The sequence below is a fragment of the Roseibium sp. QJM3NY_11 genome (assembly GCF_056173175.1).
On the sequence record NZ_CM149660.1, the window covers coordinates 3,138,874 to 3,161,270 of the forward strand.

Genomic DNA, 22,397 nt, shown 5'->3' on the forward strand with positions numbered 1-22,397 from the left:
CTGGAGCGTTCATTCAGTTCCTCGCTACACGAGTCGGGTCCGGACCGACAGGCCAGCCGGTTGTGCTCCGCCGACGATGATGGCTCGGCATCTGTCCACTATCGGGCAGACCGGTCCTGTCTTCAATTCGCCTCTCCCGACGGGAGAGGAGGCCTGTTCCGGCTACTTCTGCAGAAGTGACCGGGGAACAGGCCATTCTTTCCTAGACGCCGCTGGCCGGGATGCCGGTCCGCTCCACCTTGCGCGGGGCGGTGAGGTCCTTCCAGGTGCTGAGTGCCTTGTTGACGGCCTGGAACGGCTTGCGGGAGACGAATTCGCCATGGCCCTGGCTTGGGTTGACCGTGCCGTCTTCCACGGCGACGCGGCCACGGGTGAGCGTGTAGCGCGGCAGGCCCTTGACCTGCTTGCCCTCGAAGACGTTGTAGTCGATGGCCGACTGCTGGTTCGAGGCGGTGATGGTCTTTTCCTTTTCCGGGTCCCAGACGACCAGATCCGCATCGGCTCCGACCAAAACGGCCCCCTTTTTCGGATAGACATTCAGGATCTTGGCAATGTTGGTCGATGTGACGGCGACGAATTCGTTCGGCGTCAGCCGGCCGGTGCCGACACCATAGGTCCACAGCATCGGCATGCGGTCTTCCAGGCCGCCGGTGCCATTGGGGATCTTGGTGAAGTCGCCGAGACCGGTGCGCTTCTGGTCGGTCGAGAAGGCGCAATGGTCGGTCGCGACCACCTGCAGCGAGCCGGAGGCAAGACCCGCCCAGAGACTGTCCTGGTGCTTCTTGTCGCGGAACGGCGGCGACATCACGCGGCGGGCGGCATGGTCCCAGTCGGCATGTCTATATTCGCTGTCGTCCAGCGTCAGGTGCTGGATCAGCGGTTCGCCATAGGCGCGGATGCCATTCTGACGGGCCCGGCGGACGGCCTCATGGGCCTGTTCGGACGATGTGTGCACGATGTAGACCGGCACGCCGGCCATGTCGGCGATCATGATCGCACGGTTGGTGGCTTCGCCTTCCACTTCCGGCGGACGGGAATAGGCATGGGCTTCCGGACCGTTGTTGCCTTCCGCCAGCAGTTTCTGCTGAAGCGTGGCGACAACGTCGCCGTTTTCGGCGTGGACCAGCGGCAGAGCCCCCAGTTCCGCGCAGCGCGAGAAGGAGGCGAACATCTCGTCGTCATTCACCATCAGGGCGCCCTTGTAGGCCATGAAGTGCTTGAAGGTGTTGATGCCGCGTTCCTGAACCACGGTCTGCATGTCGTTGAAGACCTGCTCGCCCCACCAGGTGATCGCCATGTGGAAGGAATAGTCGCAATGGGCCATGGAGGACTTGTTGTCCCACATCTGCAGGGCTTCCAGCAGAGATTGGCCGGGCGAGGGCAGGGCGAAGTCGACCACCATGGTGGTGCCGCCGGCGAGCGCCGCCCGTGTGCCTGAATCGAAGTTGTCGGACGAGAACGTGCCCATGAAGGGCATTTCCAGATGGGTGTGCGGATCGATGCCGCCCGGCATGATGTAGCAGCCGGTCGCGTCCAGCGTCTCGTCGGCGGAGAGATCCGGGCCGATCTCGACAATCCGGCCGTCCTCGATCTTCACGTCGGCTTCGTAGGTCAGGTCCGCGGTCACGACCGTGCCGCCCTTGATTACCTTGCTCGCCATTGCTGTATCCCTCGTTGTTCGTTGACCTCGTCAGGCCTCGTCACTTGTATCCATCGATACCGTCACAGCTCAGGTCCCGGATCAGGTCCGGGACAGCACCGTTTGCTGTTTCGCTGTCCCGGCCTTGAGCCGGGACCAGTTCATACGGGTTTCCTTACTCCACGATCACGGCTGTCTCGACAACCGCGTGGAACAGCACGTCCGCGCCGGCCTTGGCCCAGTCCCGGGTGATTTCCTCGGCCTCGTTATGCGACAGGCCGTCGACGCAGGGGCACATGATCATGGCGGTCGGTGCCACCTTGTTGATCCAGCAGGCGTCGTGACCGGCGCCGGAAATGATGTCCCGGTGCGAGTAGCCGAGGCGTTCCGCGGCATTGCGGACAGCTTCCACGCAGGTCTTGTCGAACTCGACCGGGTCGAAGCCGCCGACCTTCTCGAATTCGACCTCAAGGCCCATGTCGTCGCAGATCTTCTTTGCGTCCACCTTCAGCCGGTCTTCCATGTCCTTGATGACGGCAATGTCGGGTGACCGGAAATCGATGGTGAAGACGGTCTTGCCGGGAATGACATTGCGCGAATTGGGATAGACGTCGATATGACCGGCGGCCCCGACCGCGTGCGGCGCGTGGGACCAGGCGATCTCGTCGACCAGTTCCAGGATGCGCGCCATGGCCAGACCGGCATTCTTGCGCATCGGCATCGGTGTGGAGCCGGTGTGGCTGTCCTTGCCGGTGACGGTGACCTGTGTCCACGAAAGGCCCTGGCCGTGGGTGACCACCCCGATGTCCTTGCCTTCGGCTTCCAGGATGGGACCCTGCTCGATATGGAGTTCGAACATGGCGTGCATCTTGTTCTTGCGGGCGCCGACCTCCTCATCGCCGACCCAGTCGATGCGCTTCAGCTCGTCGCCGAATGTCTTGCCGTCCGCGTCTTCCTTCGCATAGGCCCAGTCCTGGGTATGAACGCCGGCGAAAACGCCGGACGCCAGCATGGCGGGCGCGAAGCGTGTGCCTTCCTCGTTGGTCCAGTTGGTGACCACGACCGGATGTTTTGTCCGGATGCGGAGATCGTTCATGGTGCGGACCAGTTCCAATCCGCCGAGAACGCCCAGAACGCCGTCGTATTTGCCGCCGGTCGGCTGGGTGTCGAGGTGAGAGCCGACATAGACGGGCAGGGCGTCCGGATCGGTGCCGGGGCGGGTCATGAACATGTTGCCCATGGTGTCGACCGCCATGGACAGGCCGGCCTCCTCACACCATGTCTGGAACAGTTTGCGGCCTTCGCTGTCGGCGTCCGTCAGGGTCTGGCGGTTGTTGCCTCCCGCCACGCCGGGGCCGATCTTGGCCATGTCCATCAGACTGTCCCACAGACGGTCCGCGTTGATCCTCAGGTTTTCGCCCGGAGCTGCCATGTGCAAACCCTCCTGTTACTTCAGTTCGATTTCGACAAAGGACATCGGGGCGTCCCCGCCGTTGATCACATTGTGTTCGACGCCTTCGTCCCGGCGGTAGACCGTACCGGCCGGAACAGTGACCTCGCGCGTTTCGCCATTGGGTTCTTCAAGCGTCATCCGGCATTCGGTCAGCGCGGTGATGACATAGTCCATCGAGTGCCGGTGCCATCCGGTCTCCGCGCCGGGAGCAAAGTCGAACCGGGTGACCCTGACCCGTTCGTCATCGACAAGCTGGCTCGCTGTGGCTGGTTGTCTGCTCATCTTGGTTAGCTCCCTGGAAGGACAAGACGGGCCGGGTGCGACGCACCGCGGCCGGTCCGCCGTCAGTCGATGGCGTGCAACACGTCGCGCAGCTTGCCGAACAGTTCGTCGATTTGCTCCTTCGAGATGATCAGGGGCGGCGACAGCGCAATGATGTCTCCCGTGGTCCGGATCAGGAGGCCGTCGTCATAGGCCTTCAGGAAGGCAGAGAAGGCCCGTTTGGTCGGTTCGCCGGCGATCGGCGTCAGTTCCACCGCGCCGATCAGACCCAGGTTGCGGATGTCGATGACATTGGGGCAATCCTTCAGGGAATGCAGACCGTCTTCCCAGTATTGGGCCAGGTCGGCGGCGCGGGTCAGAAGACCCTCGTCCTCATAGGTGTCGAGTGTGGCCAGCGCAGCGGCACAGGCGAGCGGATGGGCCGAATAGGTGTAGCCGTGGAACAGCTCGATCATGTGGTCCGGGCCGGTCATGAAGGCGTCGTAGATGTCGGCCGCGCAGAAAACCGCCCCCATCGGGACGACACCGGATGTCAGGCCCTTGGCGGTGGTGATGAGATCCGGCGTCACGCCGAAGAAATCGGCGGCGAAGGGCGCTCCGAGCCGGCCGAACCCGGTGATGACCTCATCGAAGATCAGCAGGATGCCGTGCTGGGTGCAGATCTCGCGCAGGCGCTCCAGATAGCCCCTGGGCGGGATCAGGACACCGGTCGAGCCCGCCACCGGCTCGACGATGACCGCGGCAATGGTGGACGGGTCGTGCAGCTGTATGATCCGGATCAGGTCCTCGACATATTCGGCGCCGTTTTCCGGAATTCCCCTGGTAAAGGCATTGCGGTCCGGATCGTGGGTGTGGCGCATGTGGTCCACACCGGTCAGCATGGTGCCGAAGGTCTTGCGGTTGGAAACGATGCCGCCGACGGAAATACCGCCGAAGCCGACACCGTGATAGCCGCGCTCGCGGCCGATCAGGCGCGTGCGTGTGCCCTGGCCGATGGTGCGTTGATAGGCGAGGGCGATCTTCAGGGCCGTGTCGACGCTTTCAGAACCGGAATTGGTGAAAAAGACGTGGTCGAGCGGAGAGGGGGCCATCGCCGCAAGCCGGGCGGCGAGTTCAAAGGCCTTCGGATGGCCCATCTGGAAGGCGGGTGCATAGTCGAGCTCGGCAATCTGCTTCTGAACGGCCTCAACGACCTTCGGCCGGGAATGGCCCGCGTTGCAGCACCACAGGCCCGCCGTTCCGTCAAGCACCTGGCGGCCGTCGGACGTGGTGTAATGCATGTCCTTGGCCGCCACGAACATGCGCGGGGTCTGCTTGAACTGGCGATTGGCCGTGAACGGCATCCAGAAGGCTTCGAGATTGTTGGTGGCAGCCTGGCTCGGTGCTGACATGCGTCCTCCTTGCGGTCCCGGCAAAGCAATGGACCGACTGATGATCATACAAGGCGAGAGTAGGCATAGCACCAACACTGCCGTCATGGCAGTGCTGTCCGCGCAGGTCCTCTCCCCAACTGTTCCCTGGATCCTTCCGGCGGGCCTTGCCTCTTCCCGAAGAGATCCGATGTCTCTGTCCGGCGATCTGCCGGTGCCGGCTGACCCCGGCTGTGGGTATGATGATCAGTTCGGGCCAATCCTTCAAGACACCCCGTTGCAGGGCGAATTGGGATCGACTAGCCTTCCAACCATCTGGTCAAAATACCCTAGGTGTGATTTGACCAAATGGTCAAGATGCAAATCCTGTCGACATGACTAATTTCTGGTCATTGGCGGCATGCGGCCAGCAGAAGCGACCGGAAACGCTGTGTTTTCAATGGAAACCGGCGGTTCTGACCGGGACCCTAGACGGGCTCCCAAGGTGGAAACGGGACGATTGATGGTAGAATTGAGCGGGCAGCCGCAGGACATATTGAAGCCGGCCGGACTGAGCCGGATTCAGGAAAAGAACCGGTCGCTGATTCTGGAAGCAGCTCTCGGGGAATTCTCGAAAAAGGGGTTTTCCGGCGCGACCGTGGAGAAGATCGCCGCGGATGCCGGCATGTCCAAATCCAATCTTCTTTATTATTTTTCGTCCAAGGAGGCGATCTACAACGCCACGCTGGCCCATATTCTCGAAGTCTGGCTCGCGCCTCTCAAGACGCTCAAGCCGGATGGCGAGCCGGCGCAGGAACTGGCGGCCTATATCCGCCAGAAGATCGAGATTTCGGCCAGGTTTCCGGAAGCCTCGCGTCTGTTCGCCAATGAGGTGATCCAGGGCGCGCCGCAGATCCTGCCGATCCTCCAGACGGACCTGAAGCGGCTTGTCGTCGAAAAATGCAAGGTGATCGAGAGCTGGATCGCAGCCGGCAAGATGCGCCGTGTCGATCCGGTGCATCTGATCTTCACCATCTGGGCCACGACACAGCATTACGCCGACTTTTCCGTGCAGATCATGGCCTTGACGGGCCGGGACCTGAGTGACCCCGCATTTCAGGCTGAAACCGAGCTTGCTGTCACGTCGCTGATCCTCAACGGCGCCGGACTGGACTGGCCGCCAGAAGAGGACCGGACGGAATGAACGAGGGTGAAGCGGATCCCCATGCTGCCTCCCGTATTCCGGTCAACGAACGCCTGCACATCCTGAAGGATGATCTGAGCGAGGACTTCATCCGTGCCTCGGGGCCAGGGGGACAGAACGTCAACAAGGTCTCCACCGCGGTCCAGTTGCGTTTCCAGTTGGACGGTAATGAAACGCTTCCGCAGGACGTCAAGTCGCGCGCAGCGCGGCTGGCGGGCAGCCGGCTGACCCAGGGCGGGGAAATCATCCTGCAGGCGGACCGGTTCAGGACGCGGGAACGCAATCGCGAGGACGCACTGGAGCGATTGCTGGAGCTTCTGCGCAAGGCGGCGGAACGCCCGAAGCCGCGCAAGGCGACCAGGCCCACGCTGGGTTCCAAGAAGCGGCGGCTGGAAAGCAAGAAACAACGCGGTCAGATCAAGAAGATGCGCGGCCGGACCGGACGCGGCGAGGACTGAGAGCAACAGGTGGACATGTTGTTCGAGGATGACAAGCGGAACGGGGCGCGACATCCGGCAGACCGGGAAGGGGAGCCGCCGTCGTGCTTTTCACGGCCCGGGCCGCCGGTGCTCTGCCGACGGGTGTATTGTCCAGGTCGCGATACACCAGTCCCAGACCGCGTCCACGGCCTTTCTTGGCGAGGAAACACGCTTACGGACGATGTAATAGTCGGGCCCGGTCGACGGCCTCGTGTCGGCGACCGCGATGAGCCGGCCCGCGTCGAGGTCGGCCTGCACGAACGTCCGGCAGACGATGGCGACGCCCTGACCGGCCAGTGCCGCATCGAGAGCATGTCCCGTCTGGTTGAACACCGCGCCCGGCAGTGATCCCCTGGAGCTGAAAAACTTCGGAAAATGGTTGTGCGCGTCGTGCAGGAGCGGCAGCTTCTGAATCTGACCGGGTGTCAGAGGCAGAGGCAGGGCGCCGACAAGGTGCGGGCTGGCCACGGGCACAAGCTCTTGCCGGAACAGCAGACACGCCTCGAATGAGGCCGGAAACGGCGGACGTGTCAGGCGCACGGCAATATCCACCTGATCGCGGTCGAAGTCCGAAACGGCTTCCGTCGCGACGGTGCGCAGTTCCATGCCCGGCAACGCCGCGTTGAGCGCGGCGAGCTGCGGGATCAGCAGCCTGGTCGCGAAGGTCGGCGTGACACTGATTGTCACGGCCTCCGAGCGCACGAGAAGCTGCTCGGTCGCGTCGCCCAGCGTGTCGAACGCCCGTGTTACATCAGAGAGATAGGCCGCGCCCTGGGAGGTGAGGGCGACGCCGCGCGGCAGACGTTCGAACAGGGCAAGGCCGATGTGATCCTCGAGCAGCCGGACTTGCTGGGCGACGGCGCCCTGGGTGACACCCAGTTCTTCTCCGGCCGCACGGAAGCTCAGGGTGCGGCCGGAGACTTCAAAGGCACGCAATGCGTTGAGGGGCGGTAGTGAACGACGGGAAATCGACATGACTAGCCTGTAGTTTTTCTACAGTTTGGCACGTTTCGTTCTGGCGCGAAAGATCTCGCTGTATCGGCTATTTTTCTGGTCAATCGATCGCATGGAGATGTCCATGTCATCTGTAGAAAAATTTTTCCCGGAAGCGCTGGTTGACCGGGCAGGCGGGCTGCCGCGACGGCGGAGCCGGGACAGGAACGCTGCCGGGTTCTGCCGGGTCCACCATGGCGCCTCAACCGTTTTGTCTGAAAGGCTGATATCATGATCCGCGCCTACGCCGCACTTGTCGCGCTCGGTCTCATCTGGGGCTCGAACTTCATCTACATGAAATGGGCCACAGAGCTGATTTCACCGGCGCAAACGGTTTTCCTGCGCGTGCTGTTCGGGTTTCTGCCGCTGGCCGTCATTGCGTGGCGCGCCGGGGTCATCCGCCGGGATCATTTGCGTCACCTGCCGCATTTCGTTGTCATGTCGCTGCTGGCGACGAGCTTTTACTATTACGGTTTCGTCGCCGGAACCGCACTGCTGCCGAGCAGTGTCGCAGGCCTGTTGAGCGGCGCCATACCCATCTTCACCTTCCTGTGTGCCGTCCTGTTTCTGCGCGAAGACCGGCCGACAGGTCAGATGGCTGCCGGCGTCCTGCTCGGCTTCGCGGGGATCGTGTTGAGCGCGCGGCCCTGGGAAGGGGCGGCGGGTGTCTCAAGTGCCGGCGTGCTCTGGATGCTGGCCGGAACGATCAGCGTCGGTGCGTCCTTCGTTTATGCGCGCCGTTTCCTGTCGCCGCTGAAGCTGCCACCGCTCGCTCTGGCGACCTGGCAGACCGGGCTGGCGGTTCTGACCCTGGCTGTGCTGACGGATTTCGACGGCATCGGCGCAATAGCAACCGACGCCCACGCGATGTGGGGCGCAGTCATCGGCCTGGGGGCCCTGGGAACCGGTGGTGCTTTTCTGATCTACTATTTCATCATCGACAAGCTTGGTCCGGTTCGCGCGGCTGGCGCGACCTATATCGCGCCCGTCGTCGCAGTGATCATCGGCGCTGCCATCGGAGAGACGATCACGTCGCTTGAAATCCTGGCACTGGCGCTGATCCTTGGAGGTGTGGTGCTGATCCAGACAGGAAGACGTGTTTCCTTGCCTCTGGCTGTTGCAACGGGCAAATAGGGTGCATTCAGCCGATGTCCCGCGACATGTTCGCTCTTACCAGCAATGCGTTGAAGCGTTCCGGAATTGCCGGATCGGGTGTCCACTTGATGTCCTGTCCAACATTGTGCCTCCACGGCACGATGTTGACATGCAAATGGAACACATCCTGCTGAGCAGCCGAGCCATTGCTGCCGATGGTCTTCCATTCCGAGTTGGTCCCGCTGCAGGCGACAGATCTTTCTAATCGCGGATGCCGGCGCCTGGATATCCCGGTCCGAGACACCGAAAGCGAATTCAAACCGGACAGGAAGCCGCAAAGGGAAGGGGGCTTCAAGGGAAGCTCCCCTGATCCGGTGCCCGGATTGAGCTGAACTCAATTTTTTGTGCTGTTCGTCGCGTTTTTCAACGCTCCGCTCGGCGTTTCATTGAATTCCTGACGATACATCTTCGAAAAGTGGCTGACGCTGGAGAACCCTGCAGAACGGGCAGATTCAGCGATTGTGGTGTGCTGGCGCATCAGGATCTGGTCCCGGGCGAAATTCAGCCGAACGGATCGGATGAAAGCCGCCGAGGTCTGGCCTTGCGTCTTTTTCAGTCGCCGGGCCAATGTTCTCTCGCTTGTTGCAAGTGCGGTTGCCAGTTCCTTGACGCCGAAGTTTTCGTCGCTCACGTTGGCCAGCAAGCACGCGGTGACCCGTTCCAGAAATTGCTTTTCTGCAGGGGGCAACAGGTTGTTGTTCGGGTCTTCGGTCAAGATCGTTTCCAGCGCATCCAGCCTCGCACCGGTGTTTTTCAGCGCCTCAGCCTGCACCGTGACATCGCCCCGCAAGGTATGCGTTTCCATCATGGCAGCCAGTTTTTGCTTCTGCATCGTTTTGACCATGACCGAAATGGCGATCATCATGAAAGTCGTTTCTCCGACAACGGCAACGTAGTAACCCCAGGCGACAGGTTTTTGCAGAAGAAGCTCGTATGCATAGGTTGCACGCGTGATTTCCAGAGGGAAAATGAAGTAATAAACAGCCAAAACCAACCCAAAGGTAAAGATGAGAAGAGCGAATGCGATCGGCTTTGCCTGCGGCACGCCCTCTTTGATCATGAACAGGGAGACGAACAGCAGGACAATCGGGTTGAGCACATAAGACAGGTGCAAGGGGAGCGCCAATGTCCAGGGGTCGAGTACGGCAAGGCTGGTCGTGACGATTGCGGCGACAATCAGTAAAGTAAACAGGATGCGAAAACGCGAATTCCTTGCGTCGATTTCCAAGAGTATTCTGCAATATTGCGTGATTGCAACAACACCAACGCCGGTTAGGAAGAACATAAACGGTGAAAGAAAATTCACCGGAACATGAATGCCAAATATGTGTTTTAGCCAGCCGTCGTAGAGAAACGTGAATATGAGTTGGCAGCTCAGATACAGTGCATAATACTTATAGAAACGGGTCTCTACCTGACGGAAAATAATCAGGCTGATAACGATGATCGAAAGCACAAAGCTCAAGAACAGCGCAGTTGAAATCATCACGCTGGTGGACCAGTCGGAAAACAGGTTCGGCGTGGCGATCACCGGTGTTACCGTTGGCTCAACGGTGCCGGCGATACGAAAATAGAAGGCCCTGTTTTCGCCCGGTTCCACGGCCAGCGGCAACGCGGGCTTTATCGTTCTCGATGCTCTTTCGCTCGACGCTACGGATCGGCCATCTCTGGCAACGAGGACAATGTCGTTCTGGCGTTGTTCATACAAAGTCAAATCGTCATGAATCGTCTCGGCAAATGCAATGACCCACTGTTTGGGGCTGTCATGCGGGTTCTGAACGGTGAAGCGAAGCCAAAGGGCCTGGTCCGGGAAGGGCGACTGAGCCTTTGCGGTGCAGTCTGTCCTGGAAAAATCCTGACGGACTATCTCATTCGCTTCAAGAGAGTTTGTGGGATCAAGATAGTATTCAAAATTCAGGGCGCGTAGCTGGTCTTCAGGGTTTTCTGAAAGAGTGTTCTCGGTGCCATTCGCCTGTCCAGGCTCGCAATTCAAAGCCGGTTCAGCTGCCGTTGGCTCGACGCTCATTGTCAAAAGCAGAAGTAATGCAACGAAGACAGGCGCAATCCGCCGTGAACGTCTTTTCATGAATCGCGGCTCTTTTGTCTGTTTGGAAGTTCGCACGCTCAAGCTGATCTTGGAGCACCGGCAAATTGGACATGTATGCGCATATCGGACAAATGCAAGCGCATATCGGTCAAAATACGGATGATACGTTTCAATCTTTCCGACCGCCTGTAACAAGGTCCGAACCTCGGGGATCCCGCGTTTCGACGCGCATGTCGTGCCGGCAGGTCTAGCTGATTTTGTAACAACGAAACGGATCGATGTGACGCTTTGCAAGTTTGGTTTTTGTAGAAACCGGCCCCCGGTTTCAAGGTCGTGTGGAGTGCCAACCAGGTGGCTTCTGAATTCACACCTTCTGGCGTCCACGTCACTTGTCGCCGCGGGCATTGTCACCTTTGCCGCAACCGATGTGCAGGCTCAGCAGATCGATGTTGCCGACGGTCAGACCACAACGATCAACGCGTTGACGCCGTTTGATGACATCAATTTCGCCGGTGATGGAAGAATAGATGGCACCGGAGAATTGGAAGGAAAGTCAGGAGTAGATAAAACAATAGACGTCACAGGAAGTGGCTCTGCCTCCATCGATGTGGACATCAAACTCGACAGGGGAGTTTACATCGATGTCAATAGATACGGTGGAACCGGAACGTTGACATTGACCGGAAAGAGCGTTGGCATTGATTTTAGTGTCGGTGATGGAACCTTGGTTCTGAACAACGCCGACGGTGACGCCGTCGATGATAACGCGACCATTAGTTTTAACCCTAGTGCAACCATCGAGTTTCAGACCGATGAAGTGATCGGCCACATTTCTGGACGAGGCGTAGTCGACTTGAATGCAAACACGCTAACCTTGAAAGACCACAAGTCATCCGATTCCAGAAGGTTTTCTGGGGTCATGACTGGCACTGGTAACTTAGTTATCGATTTTGACGGCGAGGAATTTACCCTCACTGGCCAAAACACCTACACTGGATCGACAACAATCAAAAGCGGTACATTGAAGCTTGATCGAAGTAGCTCTTCCGGATCAATTATGCCTGTTACCAACGCCGTCATTGTGAATGGCGGCGAATTGAACATTGCGGAGTCCGAAACAATCGGGTCCCTCGCCGGGACGGGTGGAACGGTTACCTTTGAGGACAATTTTGGTACCCTGACCAGGCTGACCACAGGTGGCAACAATGCGAGCACCACCTTTGGCGGATCGTTCAGCGGCGACGGCTTTGTCAACAAGCGCGGCACCGGCACCTTCACGCTTTCCGGTGACAATACGGGGTTTGACGGCACGATCACCGTCTCCGAAGGGACCCTGAGCCTGGCAACGACGGCTGCGGGCGGCGATGGCAGTTTTTCCATCACCACAACAGGCTCGGTGATCGACTACGCCGACGGCGTGACCAGTGCAGCGCCGATAGACATCAATTCGAACACGACCCAGCTCCAGGTGCTGACAGGCTCAGCAACACAATCAGGTGTGATATCCGAAACGGGCGGGGCGCGACCGATGGAGAAAATCGGCGATGGCACGCTGACGCTGACCGGCGCCAACACCTACACCGGCGGCACGACGGTGACGTTGGGGACCTTGCAGCTCAGTGACGGCGGCACGACCGGCAGTGTGGCCGGGGACATCACCAACAACGCGGCGCTTGTCTTCAACCGCTCGGACGCGGTGACCCTGTCTGGCGTCGTTTCCGGTTCCGGCACCGTGACCAAGACGGGTGCGGGCACGCTGACGCTGACCGGCACCAACACCTAAACCGGCGGCACGACGGTGACGTCGGGCACCTTGCAGCTCGGCAACGGCGGTACGACCGGCAGTGTGGCCGGGGACATCACCAACAAAGCGGCGCTTGTCTTCAACCGCTCTGACGCCGTGACCCTGTCAGACGTCATCTCCGGTTTCGGCACCGTGACCAAGGCGGGTGCGGGCACACTGACGCTGACCGGCGCCAACACCTACACCGGCGGTACGACGGTGACGTCGGGCACGCTCTTCAACCAGGGCACAATAGCCGGGGCTGTCGTCAACAACGCAAGCTTCACCAATCAGGCCTGGGGCACGACGGGGGCGGTTACCAGCGCCGGCACCGGATCGAATGCCGGCACGATTGCGTCTCTGGTCAACACCGGCGGCACTTTCGCCAACACGGGAACGATTGCCGCTAATGCCTCCAACAGCGCCGGCACGACAACCAACACCGGGGCGATTGGCGGCGCGCTTGTCGTCTCGGGCGGTGTGTTCAACCAGAACGCAGGCGGAACGCTTGTCGGCAACACGACTGTCAGCGGTGGTCAGCTGAATGTGAACGGGACGGGCGCGCTTTCGTCGGCCAGTGTCACGGTTGAAGGCGGAACGCTGTCCACCGATGGCGGATCGCTTGTGGCCACGGCCGGTGTTCAGGTGACTGGCGGAACGTTTGCGCTGGAGGGCGATGAGACGATCAACACGCTGACCAATGCGGGGACGGTGACAATTGGCGCGGGCAACACGCTTGCCGCGGCCGTCATCACCAATTCCAGCGGCACGATCCGGATCGGTGCAAATGCGACGCTTCAGGGCACCGGCAACACCCTGAACAACAGTTCTCTCATCGATGTTGCCACGAATGGCACGGTGAGCGATGCCGGAGCGATCAACAATCTGGCCAATGGCGTCATCAACTTCAATGGCCCCGGCGGCGGCACAGCAACATTTGCCTCAACGACAACCGGTTCGATCTTCAATGACGGCACCATCAATGTCGTGGACGGTGATGTTTCAGTGACCGGCAACCTCACCAATCAGGGCAGCGGACAGCTCGGTGTCGCAGGCGGTGACATGACCGGCATCGGCGTGCTGACCAACACCTCCACAGCCACGACCGGTGTCTCGGTTGGCGCAGGGTGGCGGCTGTCGGCCGATACGATCGTCAACAGCACAGGCGCGATGCTCTCCAATGCGGGGACGCTGATCGCGACCAGCGGCTTGACCAACGCGACCGGCGCGACGCTCACGACCACCGGAACGTTGAATGGGGCGGTGACCAACAGGGGCACCCTCAATGCGACGAGCACGATCAACGGCGCTGTTACCAACGGGGGTGTCTTTTCAGCAGGCGGCAGCGGGGCTATTGCAGCGGTCACCATCAACGGCAATCTCGTGCAGACGGCTGATGGATCTCTTGTTGTCGATGTGGACCGGGCAAGCAGCACCAATGATCGTGTAACGGTCACCGGCACGGCAGATCTGGCCGGTACCGTCGATCTCAATCTGACAGGCGCTGATCCTGTCGGGCTCTTTACGATCGTCAGTGCAGGGGGAGGGGTCACCGACAGCGGGCTTGCGCTCGGCACCATGCAGACCTTCACCAATCCGCTGACCGAGGTTCAACTGGTCTACCCGAACGCGAACGATGTGGCGCTCAACTTCAGCTTCAATGCCGAGGCAGGCACTTTCAACTCGAACCAGACAAACACCCTGACCACGCTCAACGCGATCAACACCGGCGATACCGGCGATACCGGCGAGACGGGTCCGGTGATCCAGGGATTGTTCAATCTGGGATCTGTCGGGGAAATGAGGACAGCCCTCAATCAGCTTTCTCCGGAGATCGCGCTCAACACCGAGACGGCCTCTTTGTTCTCCGCGGCTAATTTTACGAACAGTCTGTTCTCGTGTCCCGTTGAAGGTGGGGCCCATGCGTTCATACGCGAGGGCGATTGCCTTTGGCTACGCCCGCAGGGGCGTCTTCTGAGTGTTGACGAAACAGCGGAACGGATCGGCTTTGAGGAACGCGTCGGCGGCGTTTCCGTTGGCGGGCAGTACCAGGTCTGGACAGACTGGTACGCCGGGTTCGGGCTTGGATACGAGCAGGGCACCCTGGACAGCAACGCCAGTGCCAGTGCCCGGAGCGACCGCTTTCATCTCGGGGGCACGCTGAAGTACCAGCATGGTGCCCTGTTGATCGCAGGGGCTGTTTCCGGTGGCATCGGCGCTTATGAAACCACCAGAACCATCACCTTCGGCGGTCTTGGCGCGGTCAACAAAGGCGACTACAACGTCTCCTATGCAGGCGGGCAATTGCGTGCGGCCTATCTGCTGGAAGAGGGCGGGTTCTACGCCAAGCCGCAGGTGGATCTGTATCTTGCCTATCTTGACCGCGACAGCTTCACCGAGACCGGCAACTCGGCCACGGCTCTCAGGGTGGACAGCTCGGAAGAGACGTATTTTTCGGTCACGCCCGCGATTGAAATCGGAAGCGAGCATGCACTGTCCAACGGCTGGACAGCCCGCATGCGCCTCAAGGCCGGTGTCACGCTTTCTTCGCAGGACCAGAATTCTCTGACCGCCCGCTTTGCAGGGGCTCCGGACGGCGCGCCAGGCTTTGAGATCGCGTCGGACGTGGACAATGTTCTTGCCGATCTGGAAGCCGGCGTGACGTTGCTGTCGGCCGGCAACACATCTCTCGAATTCGGCTATCAGGGCCGTCTGTCACAAGGCACCCGCCAGCATGGCGGCTTCATCAAGGCATCACTCAGGTTCTGAGAACGAACTCCGGCGACCGTGAAAAAATGGTGTTGAGCTCCGAGATGCATTCCGGCGACAAGGCGTTGGTCTCTTCAAACTGGCAGGAGACGATGGACATGGCTCGGGCTGAGGTTCAGCAACCCGCCAACTTCGACGACATTTGTTGGATGACCTCGAAACTCTTGAATGGCTTCCAGCCGGTTCAGTTCCTGTTGCGACGTGATGATCACGGTCGTTGCGGTTTCGTCAGCGCTCAGACGTGTCGAGGCCAGGCATTCTTCCAACACTGACCAGTTTCAAAAGCGCGAGGAGTGTATTGCAGCGCCAAAGGCCTGCTACATATTCAATTCGCATAATCAATATTATGGAACATTTTTTGATGTGGAATCCGGAGCAACGTCAGGGACTTGTCGTTGGGTTCAATCCGCATGAGCTGTCAGACCTCAGGATCCCGGTCCGGATCTCCGGTTTCTGGACGGTCAGCAGGCTGCTCCGCGTCGATCACCTTGCGTGCGGTTTCGAAGGCAAAGCCTGCGCGGCACATGGCGGCCAGATCCTTGTCGCGCCGTGCGGTACGATCCGCGCCGGTCCGGTACGGTCCGAGCCGCCGGCGCCTGGCGAAGATGTGGCCGGTCTCTTCCTCGCTGTGATCGTCGTCACCAAGCACGGACGCGATGATGTCGCGATCGACGCCCTTGGCCGACAAGTGCGCCTCGATCTTGCGTTTCGAGCCGCCGCGGCGTCTCAGCCCGCTGACCTTGGTTTCAGCGTAGGCCTTGTCGTCGACAAGGCCGTTGCGGACGAAATTTTCAATGGCCGCATCGATCATGTCGGCATAGTCCGCCGGGTCGAGATCCAGGTGATTGCAGGCCTTCAGCACCTTGCGCTCCAGCACCTTGCGCAAATTGGCCGCGGACGATGAATAGCGTTCCAGATAATGCAGCGCGGACCGGTTGAGCCGGTCTGCCGTGGGCGGTTTGAAACGTGGCTTACCCGGCATCGGCGGAAAGCCGCATGGTCTGTGCTGTTTCAGGCAGCGTCAGTTGCATGCCGTCATGGGCAGGCACGATACCGTCGGGAAGTTCAGCGGCCAGCGTGTGGTAGTCCAGGTCATTGTGAAGATTGGTGAAAACAGCCTTGCGCGGCGCGATCCGCCGGGTCCAGGCAATGGCGTCATCGAGGCAGAAATGACTGGGATGCGGTCTGCGCCGCAGGCAGTCCAGAATGAGATAATTCAGGTTTTTCAGCTGCTTGAGACTGTCGTCGGGTATGTCCGACACATCGGGAATATAGGCCGTGCCGCCAATCCGGAACCCGAGCGCATTCATGTCGCCATGAACGACCTCGATCGGCTCGAAGGTCAGGTCGCCGGCAGCACCGGTGATCGTCACCGGGCGTCCCGGGGCCATCTCGTGCCGGTCAAGGATCGGCGGATAATTCGAGCCATTCGGGGTCTCGAAACAATATCCGAACGCGGTTCTGGCGCGGTCGAACGTCTCTGTGTCCATGAACACCGGCACCCGTTTATGGCTGTTCACCCAGAAAGCGCGCAGATCGTCGATCCCGTGCAGGTGATCGGCGTGGGCGTGGGTATAAAGGACCGCGTCGAGGTGGCGGATGCCCGCCTCCAGAAGCTGGGTCCGGATGTCGGGGCCGGTGTCTATCAACACGGTTGTGCACTTGTTGTCCACACGTTTTTCCACAAGAACCGCACAGCGCGAGCGACGGTTCTTCGGCTCCCGGGGATCGCATTCACCCCAGTCATTGCCGATACGCGGCACACCGGCGGACGACCCGCAGCCAAGTATGGTGACATCCACGCTCACGAAGCGGCGCCTTCAAGGTGTTGCTGTTCAGGCACTTTGGTGAACAGACGGAAGAAGTTTTCCGTGGTCTGGCGGGCGATTTCTTCTTCCGAAACACCGCGGGTCTCGGCCAGAACAGCGGCGGTCATGGCGGTATAGGCCGGCTCGTTGCGTTTGCCGCGTCTGGGCTGCGGCGCCAGATAAGGGGCGTCCGTTTCCACCAGCAGCCGGTCGGCGGGCAAGTCCCGGGCGATCTCGCGCAGCTCCTCGGAGCGCTTGAAGGTCAGGATCCCGGAAAAGGAGACGTAAAGACCGAGGTCGATCCCGGTCAGCGCCAGGTCGCGGCCGGAGGAAAAGCAGTGCAGGAGCGCCGGGAAGGCCCCCTTCCCCATTTCCTCGCGCAGGATCGCGGCCATGTCGTCATCCGCATCGCGAGCATGGATCACGAGCGGCAGGCCGGTCTGGCGTGCGGCGTCGATATGGATGCGCAGGCCCTCCGCCTGGGCATCGCGCGGCGCCTTGTCATAAAAATAGTCCAGTCCGGCCTCGCCGATCGCCACCACCTTGGGGTGGTCGGCCAGGCGCACGATTTCTTCCACCGGAATGCCGCGCTCCGTGCCGGCGTTGTGGGGGTGCGTGCCCACCGAGCAGTAGACTTGAGGGAATTCTTCGGCGACGGCAAGGACCTGATCGAATTTGCGGATATGGGTGCAGATCGTCACCATCAGGTCGACGCCGGCCGCCTTGGCGCGGGCGATCAGTTCGGCGCGTTCGCCGTCGAAATCGGGGAAATCAAGATGGCAATGGCTGTCTACGAGCATGTGCGGTCCAGAAGGTGTGGTCAGTGTTTCGGTCGGTGTGTTTCGGCGGCGTGTTTCGGTTGGCGTGTCGCGGTCGCCACGTGCCCCGGTGGTGACGACTGTCGGCGAGCCGGAGCATGGCAGTTCGGCTGGCCATACCACGGAACAGCGGTGGTCAGAAGACCTTCGACGATCCTCAGGCGGCGCGCAGGGCGAAAAAGAAGTCCAGCACCACCTGTTTCCGGTCGAGATTGAGGGCATCCGCGTCGCGAATGGCCTGGTTGGTCCGTTCCCAGATCTCGATCATCGCGTAGGCCTTGCCGACACCGGCGCCGAGATCCCGCCGCATGCGTTCGTGCAGCCAGATCCGGGCCATGTGCTGGAAGCTTTCCCAGTTGTCGGACTGGCCTCGAGCCGCGACCAGATCGCCCAGAGCGTGTACCGCGGCCAGGTCCAGCTGGTCGGCGGCGTCCGCGAGCCGTCTCACGCCCCGTGCGATCGCGAGACCGTCGCCGGACAGCAGCATGATCGCCGAGCGCAGACTGCCGTCCGCGGCGACCGCGATCTCGCGCAGATCGGCTTCGCCGGGAACCGCGTCCGGAACCAGGTCGCGCAGGCCTTCGCCGATTTCCGCATCGCTGAGCGGTGTCAGGTCGAGACGTCGGCAGCGGGAGCGTATCGTTGGCAGCAGCCGCCCCGGAGCGTGGCTCAGCACCAGGAAAAGGCAACGGGCGGGCGGCTCCTCGAGGATCTTCAACAGGGCGTTCGCGGAGCTGTTGTTCATGTCGTCGGCGGCATCGACGATACACAGGCGCCAGGCCTTGGCCGACGCTGTCGTGCCGAAGAAGGAGACGGTGCGGCGCACCTCGTCCACCGGCAGATCCGCCTTGAAACGTTTGCCTTTTTCGTCCCATGGCCGGCGGAGATGCAGGATGTTCGGATGTCCGCCCGCGGTCAGCTGGCGGGCGACCGCATGGTCCGGCGCAACGGACAGGTCCTGCGCCGCGGCGACCTCCGCTCCGAAACGGTCCGGATTGGCAACGACGAAGCGCGCCAGGCGGAAGGCGAGCGTTGCCTTGCCGATGCCCTTGGGGCCGCCCAGGATCCAGGCGTGGTGCAGCCGGTCCGACCTGTAGGCCTGAAGCAGTTCCTGTTCGGTTTCATGGTGCCCGATCAGCCGGTCGCGCTGGTGCGGCAGTGGATAGCCGGGGATTGCGTCGACCTGAGGGATATCGACCGGGTCGCTGGCGCGCGCCATCAGTTGGCTGCCTCCGGCTGGGACTGTTTCTGGTCTGCGCGCTTCAGATCTTCCGGGAAGGACTTCAGAACTGCCTTGCGCACGGCCTCCTGGACCTCATCCAGTTCCCTGGCGCCATCGATAACGGCGAAGCGATGGGATTCTTCGCGTGCCAGGTCCAGAAACAGCTTGCGCCTGCGCTGATGAACCTTCAGCGCCTCGCCTTCGAAACGGTCGGGGCCGCCGCTCTGATCGGATTTCGAACGCACTGCGACCCGTCCGAGGCCGATTTCCGCCGGCACGTCGATCAGAACGGTGAGATCCGGGTAAATGCCGGCAACGGCCGCCGTTTCCAGCAGCTTCAGATAGCCGGTGTCGACCCCGGCTTCGCCCTGGTAGACCCGGGTCGAATCGGCATAGCGGTCGCACAGCACCCAGTCGCCGCGATCGAGTGCAGGCTTGATGGTCGTGTCGACGTGATCGGCGCGGGCGGCGGCGAACAGCATCGCTTCGCCGCGGGGGCCAAGGTCCCTGGCCTCGCCGGACAGGAGCAGCGCCCGGATTTTTTCCGCGCCGGGCGAGCCGCCGGGCTCACGGGTCACGACGACCGTCTTCCCCTGTGCTTCCAGCCAGGTCTTCAGGCGGGAGATCTGGGTGGATTTGCCCGCGCCCTCTCCGCCTTCAAAGGTGATGAAATGTCCAGACAACCGGAATCAGGCCTTGTTGGTCTCTGTTGAATGCTTGGATGGCTTTTAGCAGGTTCCCGGTGGTCAATGGAAGGGGCGCGGACGCCGTTAGCCTGCCGGCGAAGGCCTCGTGTTTTCCGCTCTTTTCACGTTCCGGGGGATGGCTCCACCGGACGGGCCAGGCGTTGTCATCGCGCGCGCGTTGCTTTTTCGTCGCCACGCAGGGTGAGCACTTCGACGCCGCGACGCGTGACCGCTACGGTGTGTTCGAACTGGGCCGAAAGCTTGCCGTCATCGGTCACGACGGTCCAGCCATCTTCCTCGGTCGCGACCTTGCGGCTGCCCTGATTGACCATGGGTTCTATGGTGAAGACCATACCTTCGAGGAGCTTCATGCCGTTTCCGGGGCGTCCGAAACTCAGGACCTGCGGGTCCTCGTGCATCTGACGACCGATGCCATGGCCGCAATACTCGCGCACGATCGAAAAGCCGTTCTTCTTAGCGTGTTTCTCGATCGCATGGCCGATGTCACCCAGCCGTGCGCCGGGGCCGACCTGCCTTATGCCTTTCCACATCGCTTCCTGAGCGATGCGGACAAGTCTTCTTGCTGCCGGCTGGACGTCGCCGACCAGATAGGTCTTGCTTGAATCCGCGATGAAACCGTTTTTTTCCAGTGTGATATCGAAATTGACGATGTCCCCGTCACCGATGATGTCATCGGCACAGGGGACGCCGTGGCAGACCACATGATTGATCGAACAGTTCAGGACGTGTTCGTAGCCGTATTGGCCCCGGCTTGCCGGACGGGCGGCAAGGTCATCGGTAATGAAACGGTCGACCAGATCGTTGACCTGCAAGGTCGACATGCCTGCAAGCCCCTGGCGGTCCAGCATTTCAAAGACGGATGCCAGCAACCTGCCGGAAACCCGCAGGAGCGCCAGTTCGTCAGGGGTCTTGACCATGTAATACCAACCTCAATAATTAGGAACCTGTTCGGCCAAGACGCGCGACGCGGCGGACCACTCTCATGTCATGGCCTCCGGTGGCTTGTTCAGGCCCACCGGACTGCGTTGAGATTGGTATCAGGCCGCCGCCTCGGTCGCGGCGCCTGTTTCCGCCGCCTGGAGCTGCATCTTGACAATGTCGTTGAAGGAGAGCGTGGGATTGGTTTCGGCCAGCATGCCGATTTTCATCCAGAACTCTGCCTGTGCATTGATCGATCGGCACATCACCGTGCTCGCCTTGCGGACCTGCTCGTGCAGACCCTCTTCGATTTTCACGATTCCCATGGATACCCGACCCGTAAAGACAATATACGAAACATATACGTTTCATATATCGATCAGTCAATGACCCTTGAAGGGTGCATCAGATTGGGCATGTTCAACACTGCTGAGGTCGGGGGTCAGCCGATCCAGCCGAACAGAAGTTCCTGCAGCCCGTCCACGGCGCGGCCGAACAAAGTGCCTTCGGCGATGTCGGCACCGACCATCAGGGGCGCGCGATAGACAATGCCGTCCTTGCCGATGACGCGGACTTCACCTGTCCTCGCCCCTTTTTGCAAAGGCGCGTTCAGCGGCCCCTGGTAGACCACGCGAATCCGGTAGTCCAGGGTCGTGCCCCGCGGCAACAGGACGTCCACGTCGGCTTTGGAAATCAGGGGCACGCTGCCCTGGTCTCCGCCGAACACACGCCCGGTGGCAACGGTCTCGCCAGCGGTGAATAGGGTCTTGAGCGTGAAATAGTCCCAGGCGCCTTCAATCACTTCCTTGAGGGTCTGCAGGCGATGCTTGTCCGAGGTCAGGCCGGCGACCGCGGCGATCACCCGGCGGCCGTCCCGGTCAACGGAGCCGAGACCGGAATAGCCGGTCAGAATGCCAGTCTGTGTATCGGCCCCAGTATCAGCCTGTGTGGCGGCCTGTGTGTCGTTGCCGCCGCCGAGCCCGTCGAGATTGCGGATTTCGCCCAGAAGCGGGTTCTTGTTGCGCTGAAAGATCTTGTTCCAGGTGAATTCAGGGATGGCGAACATCGGATAGAGGTCGCCATGGGTTTCCAGAATGTATTCCGCCAGAAGCGCCTGGTCGCGCACGGTGGTCCGGCCCGGGATTTCCGGATATCCGGTCGGATTGCCGAAACGGCTGTTCTTCATGCCGATCTTCGCGCCCAGAGCGGTCATCCGGTCGGCAAACGCCGCTTCCGAGCCGTCCAGGCATTCCGCCAGCACGATGGCGGCGTCATTGCCGTTGTGAACCAGCAGCCCTTTCAGAAGGTCCTCGACCGCGATCTCCGACTTGATCGCCGCGAACATGGTGGCGCCGCGTCCTGACGGTGCGCCGCCGGTCCGCCAAGCATGTTCGCTGACCTTGCAGGTCTGCGCCGCTCTGAGTTCGCCGTTCTTCAGGGCTGCGAACACGGTCGCGGCGGTCATGACCTTTGCCAGAGCGGCCGGCGCAAACACCCGATCGGGGTCCTTGGCAAACAGAATGGTTCCAGATGCCGGTTCGTAGAGGAAGGCGGAGGGGGCTTTGGTGACGATGGTTTCCGCCGCGCCCGCCTTGTCGGCGTTGGCAAGCGGAATGGCCAGAAGAATCGCAAGAATGACGGAAAGCACAGGGTTCCGGAGAAGCCGGAAACAGGTTTCAGACCATGCCGTTCGCATCAGACCGCTCGCCTCGCAACAGTTTCGTCAAGGCGCGGAAGTGTGGCGGGTCCGGCGGACCGGACCCTGAAGGAT

The 22,397-nt window shown here is 61.0% G+C and carries 19 protein-coding genes; 5 read left to right on the forward strand and 14 right to left on the reverse strand.

Features of this window, described 5'->3' with window-relative positions; translation table 11 throughout:
• Window positions 1–202 precede the first annotated feature (202 nt).
• The 4 genes from hydA to aptA all read right to left on the reverse strand — a co-directional run bounded on the left by hydA (window position 203) and on the right by aptA (window position 4,765).
• Complete coding sequence (hydA, locus tag AC0VX3_RS14535) at window positions 203–1,660, reverse strand: dihydropyrimidinase (protein WP_475521112.1); 1,458 nt, start codon at window positions 1,658–1,660, stop codon at window positions 203–205.
• Between the two features lie 154 nt (window positions 1,661–1,814).
• Complete coding sequence (locus AC0VX3_RS14540; RefSeq protein WP_475521113.1) at window positions 1,815–3,071, reverse strand: Zn-dependent hydrolase; 1,257 nt, start codon at window positions 3,069–3,071, stop codon at window positions 1,815–1,817.
• 15 nt (window positions 3,072–3,086) lie between these two features.
• Complete coding sequence (locus tag AC0VX3_RS14545; RefSeq protein ID WP_475521114.1) at window positions 3,087–3,374, reverse strand: cupin domain-containing protein; 288 nt, start codon at window positions 3,372–3,374, stop codon at window positions 3,087–3,089.
• 62 nt (window positions 3,375–3,436) lie between these two features.
• Window positions 3,437–4,765, reverse strand: coding sequence for an omega-aminotransferase AptA (aptA, locus tag AC0VX3_RS14550; protein ID WP_475521115.1), 1,329 nt, complete (start codon window positions 4,763–4,765; stop codon window positions 3,437–3,439).
• 481 nt (window positions 4,766–5,246) lie between these two features.
• On the opposite strand from aptA, the gene AC0VX3_RS14555 reads away from it, so the two are divergent.
• Entirely contained in the window at window positions 5,247–5,927 is a 681-nt protein-coding gene (locus AC0VX3_RS14555; RefSeq protein ID WP_348147217.1) for a TetR family transcriptional regulator C-terminal domain-containing protein, read from the forward strand.
• Window positions 5,924–6,385 carry an alternative ribosome rescue aminoacyl-tRNA hydrolase ArfB gene (arfB, locus tag AC0VX3_RS14560; RefSeq protein ID WP_342895154.1) on the forward strand — a complete coding sequence of 154 codons (462 nt, stop codon included), beginning with the start codon at window positions 5,924–5,926 and terminating at the stop codon, window positions 6,383–6,385. The genes AC0VX3_RS14555 and arfB overlap by 4 nt, the downstream gene beginning before the upstream one ends.
• 90 nt (window positions 6,386–6,475) lie before the next feature.
• Here the strand turns inward: arfB and AC0VX3_RS14565 are convergent, their stop codons facing one another.
• Entirely contained in the window at window positions 6,476–7,381 is a 906-nt protein-coding gene (locus AC0VX3_RS14565) for a LysR substrate-binding domain-containing protein (protein ID WP_348147221.1), read from the reverse strand.
• A 249-nt stretch (window positions 7,382–7,630) separates the two neighbouring features.
• On the opposite strand from AC0VX3_RS14565, the gene AC0VX3_RS14570 reads away from it, so the two are divergent.
• On the forward strand, window positions 7,631–8,533 hold the full coding sequence (locus AC0VX3_RS14570; RefSeq protein WP_475521116.1) for a DMT family transporter: 903 nt from the start codon (window positions 7,631–7,633) through the stop codon (window positions 8,531–8,533).
• Between the two features lie 355 nt (window positions 8,534–8,888).
• Here AC0VX3_RS14570 and AC0VX3_RS14575 read toward each other — a convergent pair whose 3' ends face one another.
• Window positions 8,889–10,640, reverse strand: a complete 1,752-nt coding sequence (locus AC0VX3_RS14575; RefSeq protein WP_475521117.1) for a 7TM-DISM domain-containing protein — start codon at window positions 10,638–10,640, stop codon at window positions 8,889–8,891.
• Between the two features lie 301 nt (window positions 10,641–10,941).
• On the opposite strand from AC0VX3_RS14575, the gene AC0VX3_RS14580 reads away from it, so the two are divergent.
• Together AC0VX3_RS14580 and AC0VX3_RS14585 are read left to right on the forward strand one after the other, a co-directional pair.
• On the forward strand, window positions 10,942–12,384 hold the full coding sequence (locus AC0VX3_RS14580; RefSeq protein WP_475521118.1) for an autotransporter-associated beta strand repeat-containing protein: 1,443 nt from the start codon (window positions 10,942–10,944) through the stop codon (window positions 12,382–12,384).
• Between the two features lie 15 nt (window positions 12,385–12,399).
• Window positions 12,400–15,153, forward strand: a complete 2,754-nt coding sequence (locus tag AC0VX3_RS14585) for an autotransporter outer membrane beta-barrel domain-containing protein (RefSeq protein ID WP_475521119.1) — start codon at window positions 12,400–12,402, stop codon at window positions 15,151–15,153.
• A 418-nt stretch (window positions 15,154–15,571) separates the two neighbouring features.
• On the opposite strand, the gene AC0VX3_RS14590 is transcribed toward AC0VX3_RS14585, so the two are convergent.
• From AC0VX3_RS14590 to AC0VX3_RS14625, 8 genes are all read right to left on the reverse strand, one after another.
• Complete coding sequence (locus tag AC0VX3_RS14590; RefSeq protein WP_475521120.1) at window positions 15,572–16,135, reverse strand: regulatory protein RecX; 564 nt, start codon at window positions 16,133–16,135, stop codon at window positions 15,572–15,574.
• Window positions 16,125–16,961, reverse strand: coding sequence for an MBL fold metallo-hydrolase (locus AC0VX3_RS14595; RefSeq protein WP_475521121.1), 837 nt, complete (start codon window positions 16,959–16,961; stop codon window positions 16,125–16,127). The genes AC0VX3_RS14590 and AC0VX3_RS14595 overlap by 11 nt, the downstream gene beginning before the upstream one ends.
• Complete coding sequence (locus tag AC0VX3_RS14600; RefSeq protein ID WP_475521122.1) at window positions 16,958–17,761, reverse strand: TatD family hydrolase; 804 nt, start codon at window positions 17,759–17,761, stop codon at window positions 16,958–16,960. The genes AC0VX3_RS14595 and AC0VX3_RS14600 overlap by 4 nt, the downstream gene beginning before the upstream one ends.
• 175 nt (window positions 17,762–17,936) lie before the next feature.
• Complete coding sequence (locus AC0VX3_RS14605) at window positions 17,937–18,998, reverse strand: DNA polymerase III subunit delta' (protein ID WP_475521123.1); 1,062 nt, start codon at window positions 18,996–18,998, stop codon at window positions 17,937–17,939.
• On the reverse strand, window positions 18,998–19,684 hold the full coding sequence (gene tmk / locus AC0VX3_RS14610; protein ID WP_475521124.1) for a dTMP kinase: 687 nt from the start codon (window positions 19,682–19,684) through the stop codon (window positions 18,998–19,000). The genes AC0VX3_RS14605 and tmk overlap by 1 nt, the downstream gene beginning before the upstream one ends.
• Window positions 19,685–19,851: 167 nt before the next feature.
• Window positions 19,852–20,625, reverse strand: coding sequence for a type I methionyl aminopeptidase (map, locus tag AC0VX3_RS14615; protein ID WP_475521125.1), 774 nt, complete (start codon window positions 20,623–20,625; stop codon window positions 19,852–19,854).
• Between the two features lie 120 nt (window positions 20,626–20,745).
• Complete coding sequence (locus tag AC0VX3_RS14620) at window positions 20,746–20,952, reverse strand: ParD-like family protein (protein ID WP_342895165.1); 207 nt, start codon at window positions 20,950–20,952, stop codon at window positions 20,746–20,748.
• A 116-nt stretch (window positions 20,953–21,068) separates the two neighbouring features.
• On the reverse strand, window positions 21,069–22,274 hold the full coding sequence (locus AC0VX3_RS14625) for a D-alanyl-D-alanine carboxypeptidase family protein (protein WP_475521126.1): 1,206 nt from the start codon (window positions 22,272–22,274) through the stop codon (window positions 21,069–21,071).
• Window positions 22,275–22,397 lie beyond the last annotated feature (123 nt).

Excerpts from the sequence above, each read along its gene's own strand:
- hydA (WP_475521112.1), bottom strand. The coding sequence starts at position 1,660 with ATGGCGAGCAAGGTAATCAAGGGCGGCACGGTCGTGACCGCGGACCTG.
- aptA (WP_475521115.1), bottom strand. The coding sequence starts at position 4,765 with ATGTCAGCACCGAGCCAGGCTGCCACCAACAATCTCGAAGCCTTCTGG.
- AC0VX3_RS14605 (WP_475521123.1), bottom strand. The coding sequence starts at position 18,998 with ATGGCGCGCGCCAGCGACCCGGTCGATATCCCTCAGGTCGACGCAATC.
- AC0VX3_RS14545 (WP_475521114.1), bottom strand. The coding sequence starts at position 3,374 with ATGAGCAGACAACCAGCCACAGCGAGCCAGCTTGTCGATGACGAACGG.
- AC0VX3_RS14570 (WP_475521116.1), top strand. The coding sequence starts at position 7,631 with ATGATCCGCGCCTACGCCGCACTTGTCGCGCTCGGTCTCATCTGGGGC.
- arfB (WP_342895154.1), top strand. The coding sequence starts at position 5,924 with ATGAACGAGGGTGAAGCGGATCCCCATGCTGCCTCCCGTATTCCGGTC.
- AC0VX3_RS14620 (WP_342895165.1), bottom strand. The coding sequence starts at position 20,952 with ATGGGAATCGTGAAAATCGAAGAGGGTCTGCACGAGCAGGTCCGCAAG.
- AC0VX3_RS14575 (WP_475521117.1), bottom strand. The coding sequence starts at position 10,640 with ATGAAAAGACGTTCACGGCGGATTGCGCCTGTCTTCGTTGCATTACTT.
- AC0VX3_RS14540 (WP_475521113.1), bottom strand. The coding sequence starts at position 3,071 with ATGGCAGCTCCGGGCGAAAACCTGAGGATCAACGCGGACCGTCTGTGG.
- AC0VX3_RS14600 (WP_475521122.1), bottom strand. The coding sequence starts at position 17,761 with ATGCTCGTAGACAGCCATTGCCATCTTGATTTCCCCGATTTCGACGGC.
- map (WP_475521125.1), bottom strand. The coding sequence starts at position 20,625 with ATGGTCAAGACCCCTGACGAACTGGCGCTCCTGCGGGTTTCCGGCAGG.
- AC0VX3_RS14590 (WP_475521120.1), bottom strand. The coding sequence starts at position 16,135 with ATGCCGGGTAAGCCACGTTTCAAACCGCCCACGGCAGACCGGCTCAAC.
- AC0VX3_RS14555 (WP_348147217.1), top strand. The coding sequence starts at position 5,247 with ATGGTAGAATTGAGCGGGCAGCCGCAGGACATATTGAAGCCGGCCGGA.
- AC0VX3_RS14565 (WP_348147221.1), bottom strand. The coding sequence starts at position 7,381 with ATGTCGATTTCCCGTCGTTCACTACCGCCCCTCAACGCATTGCGTGCC.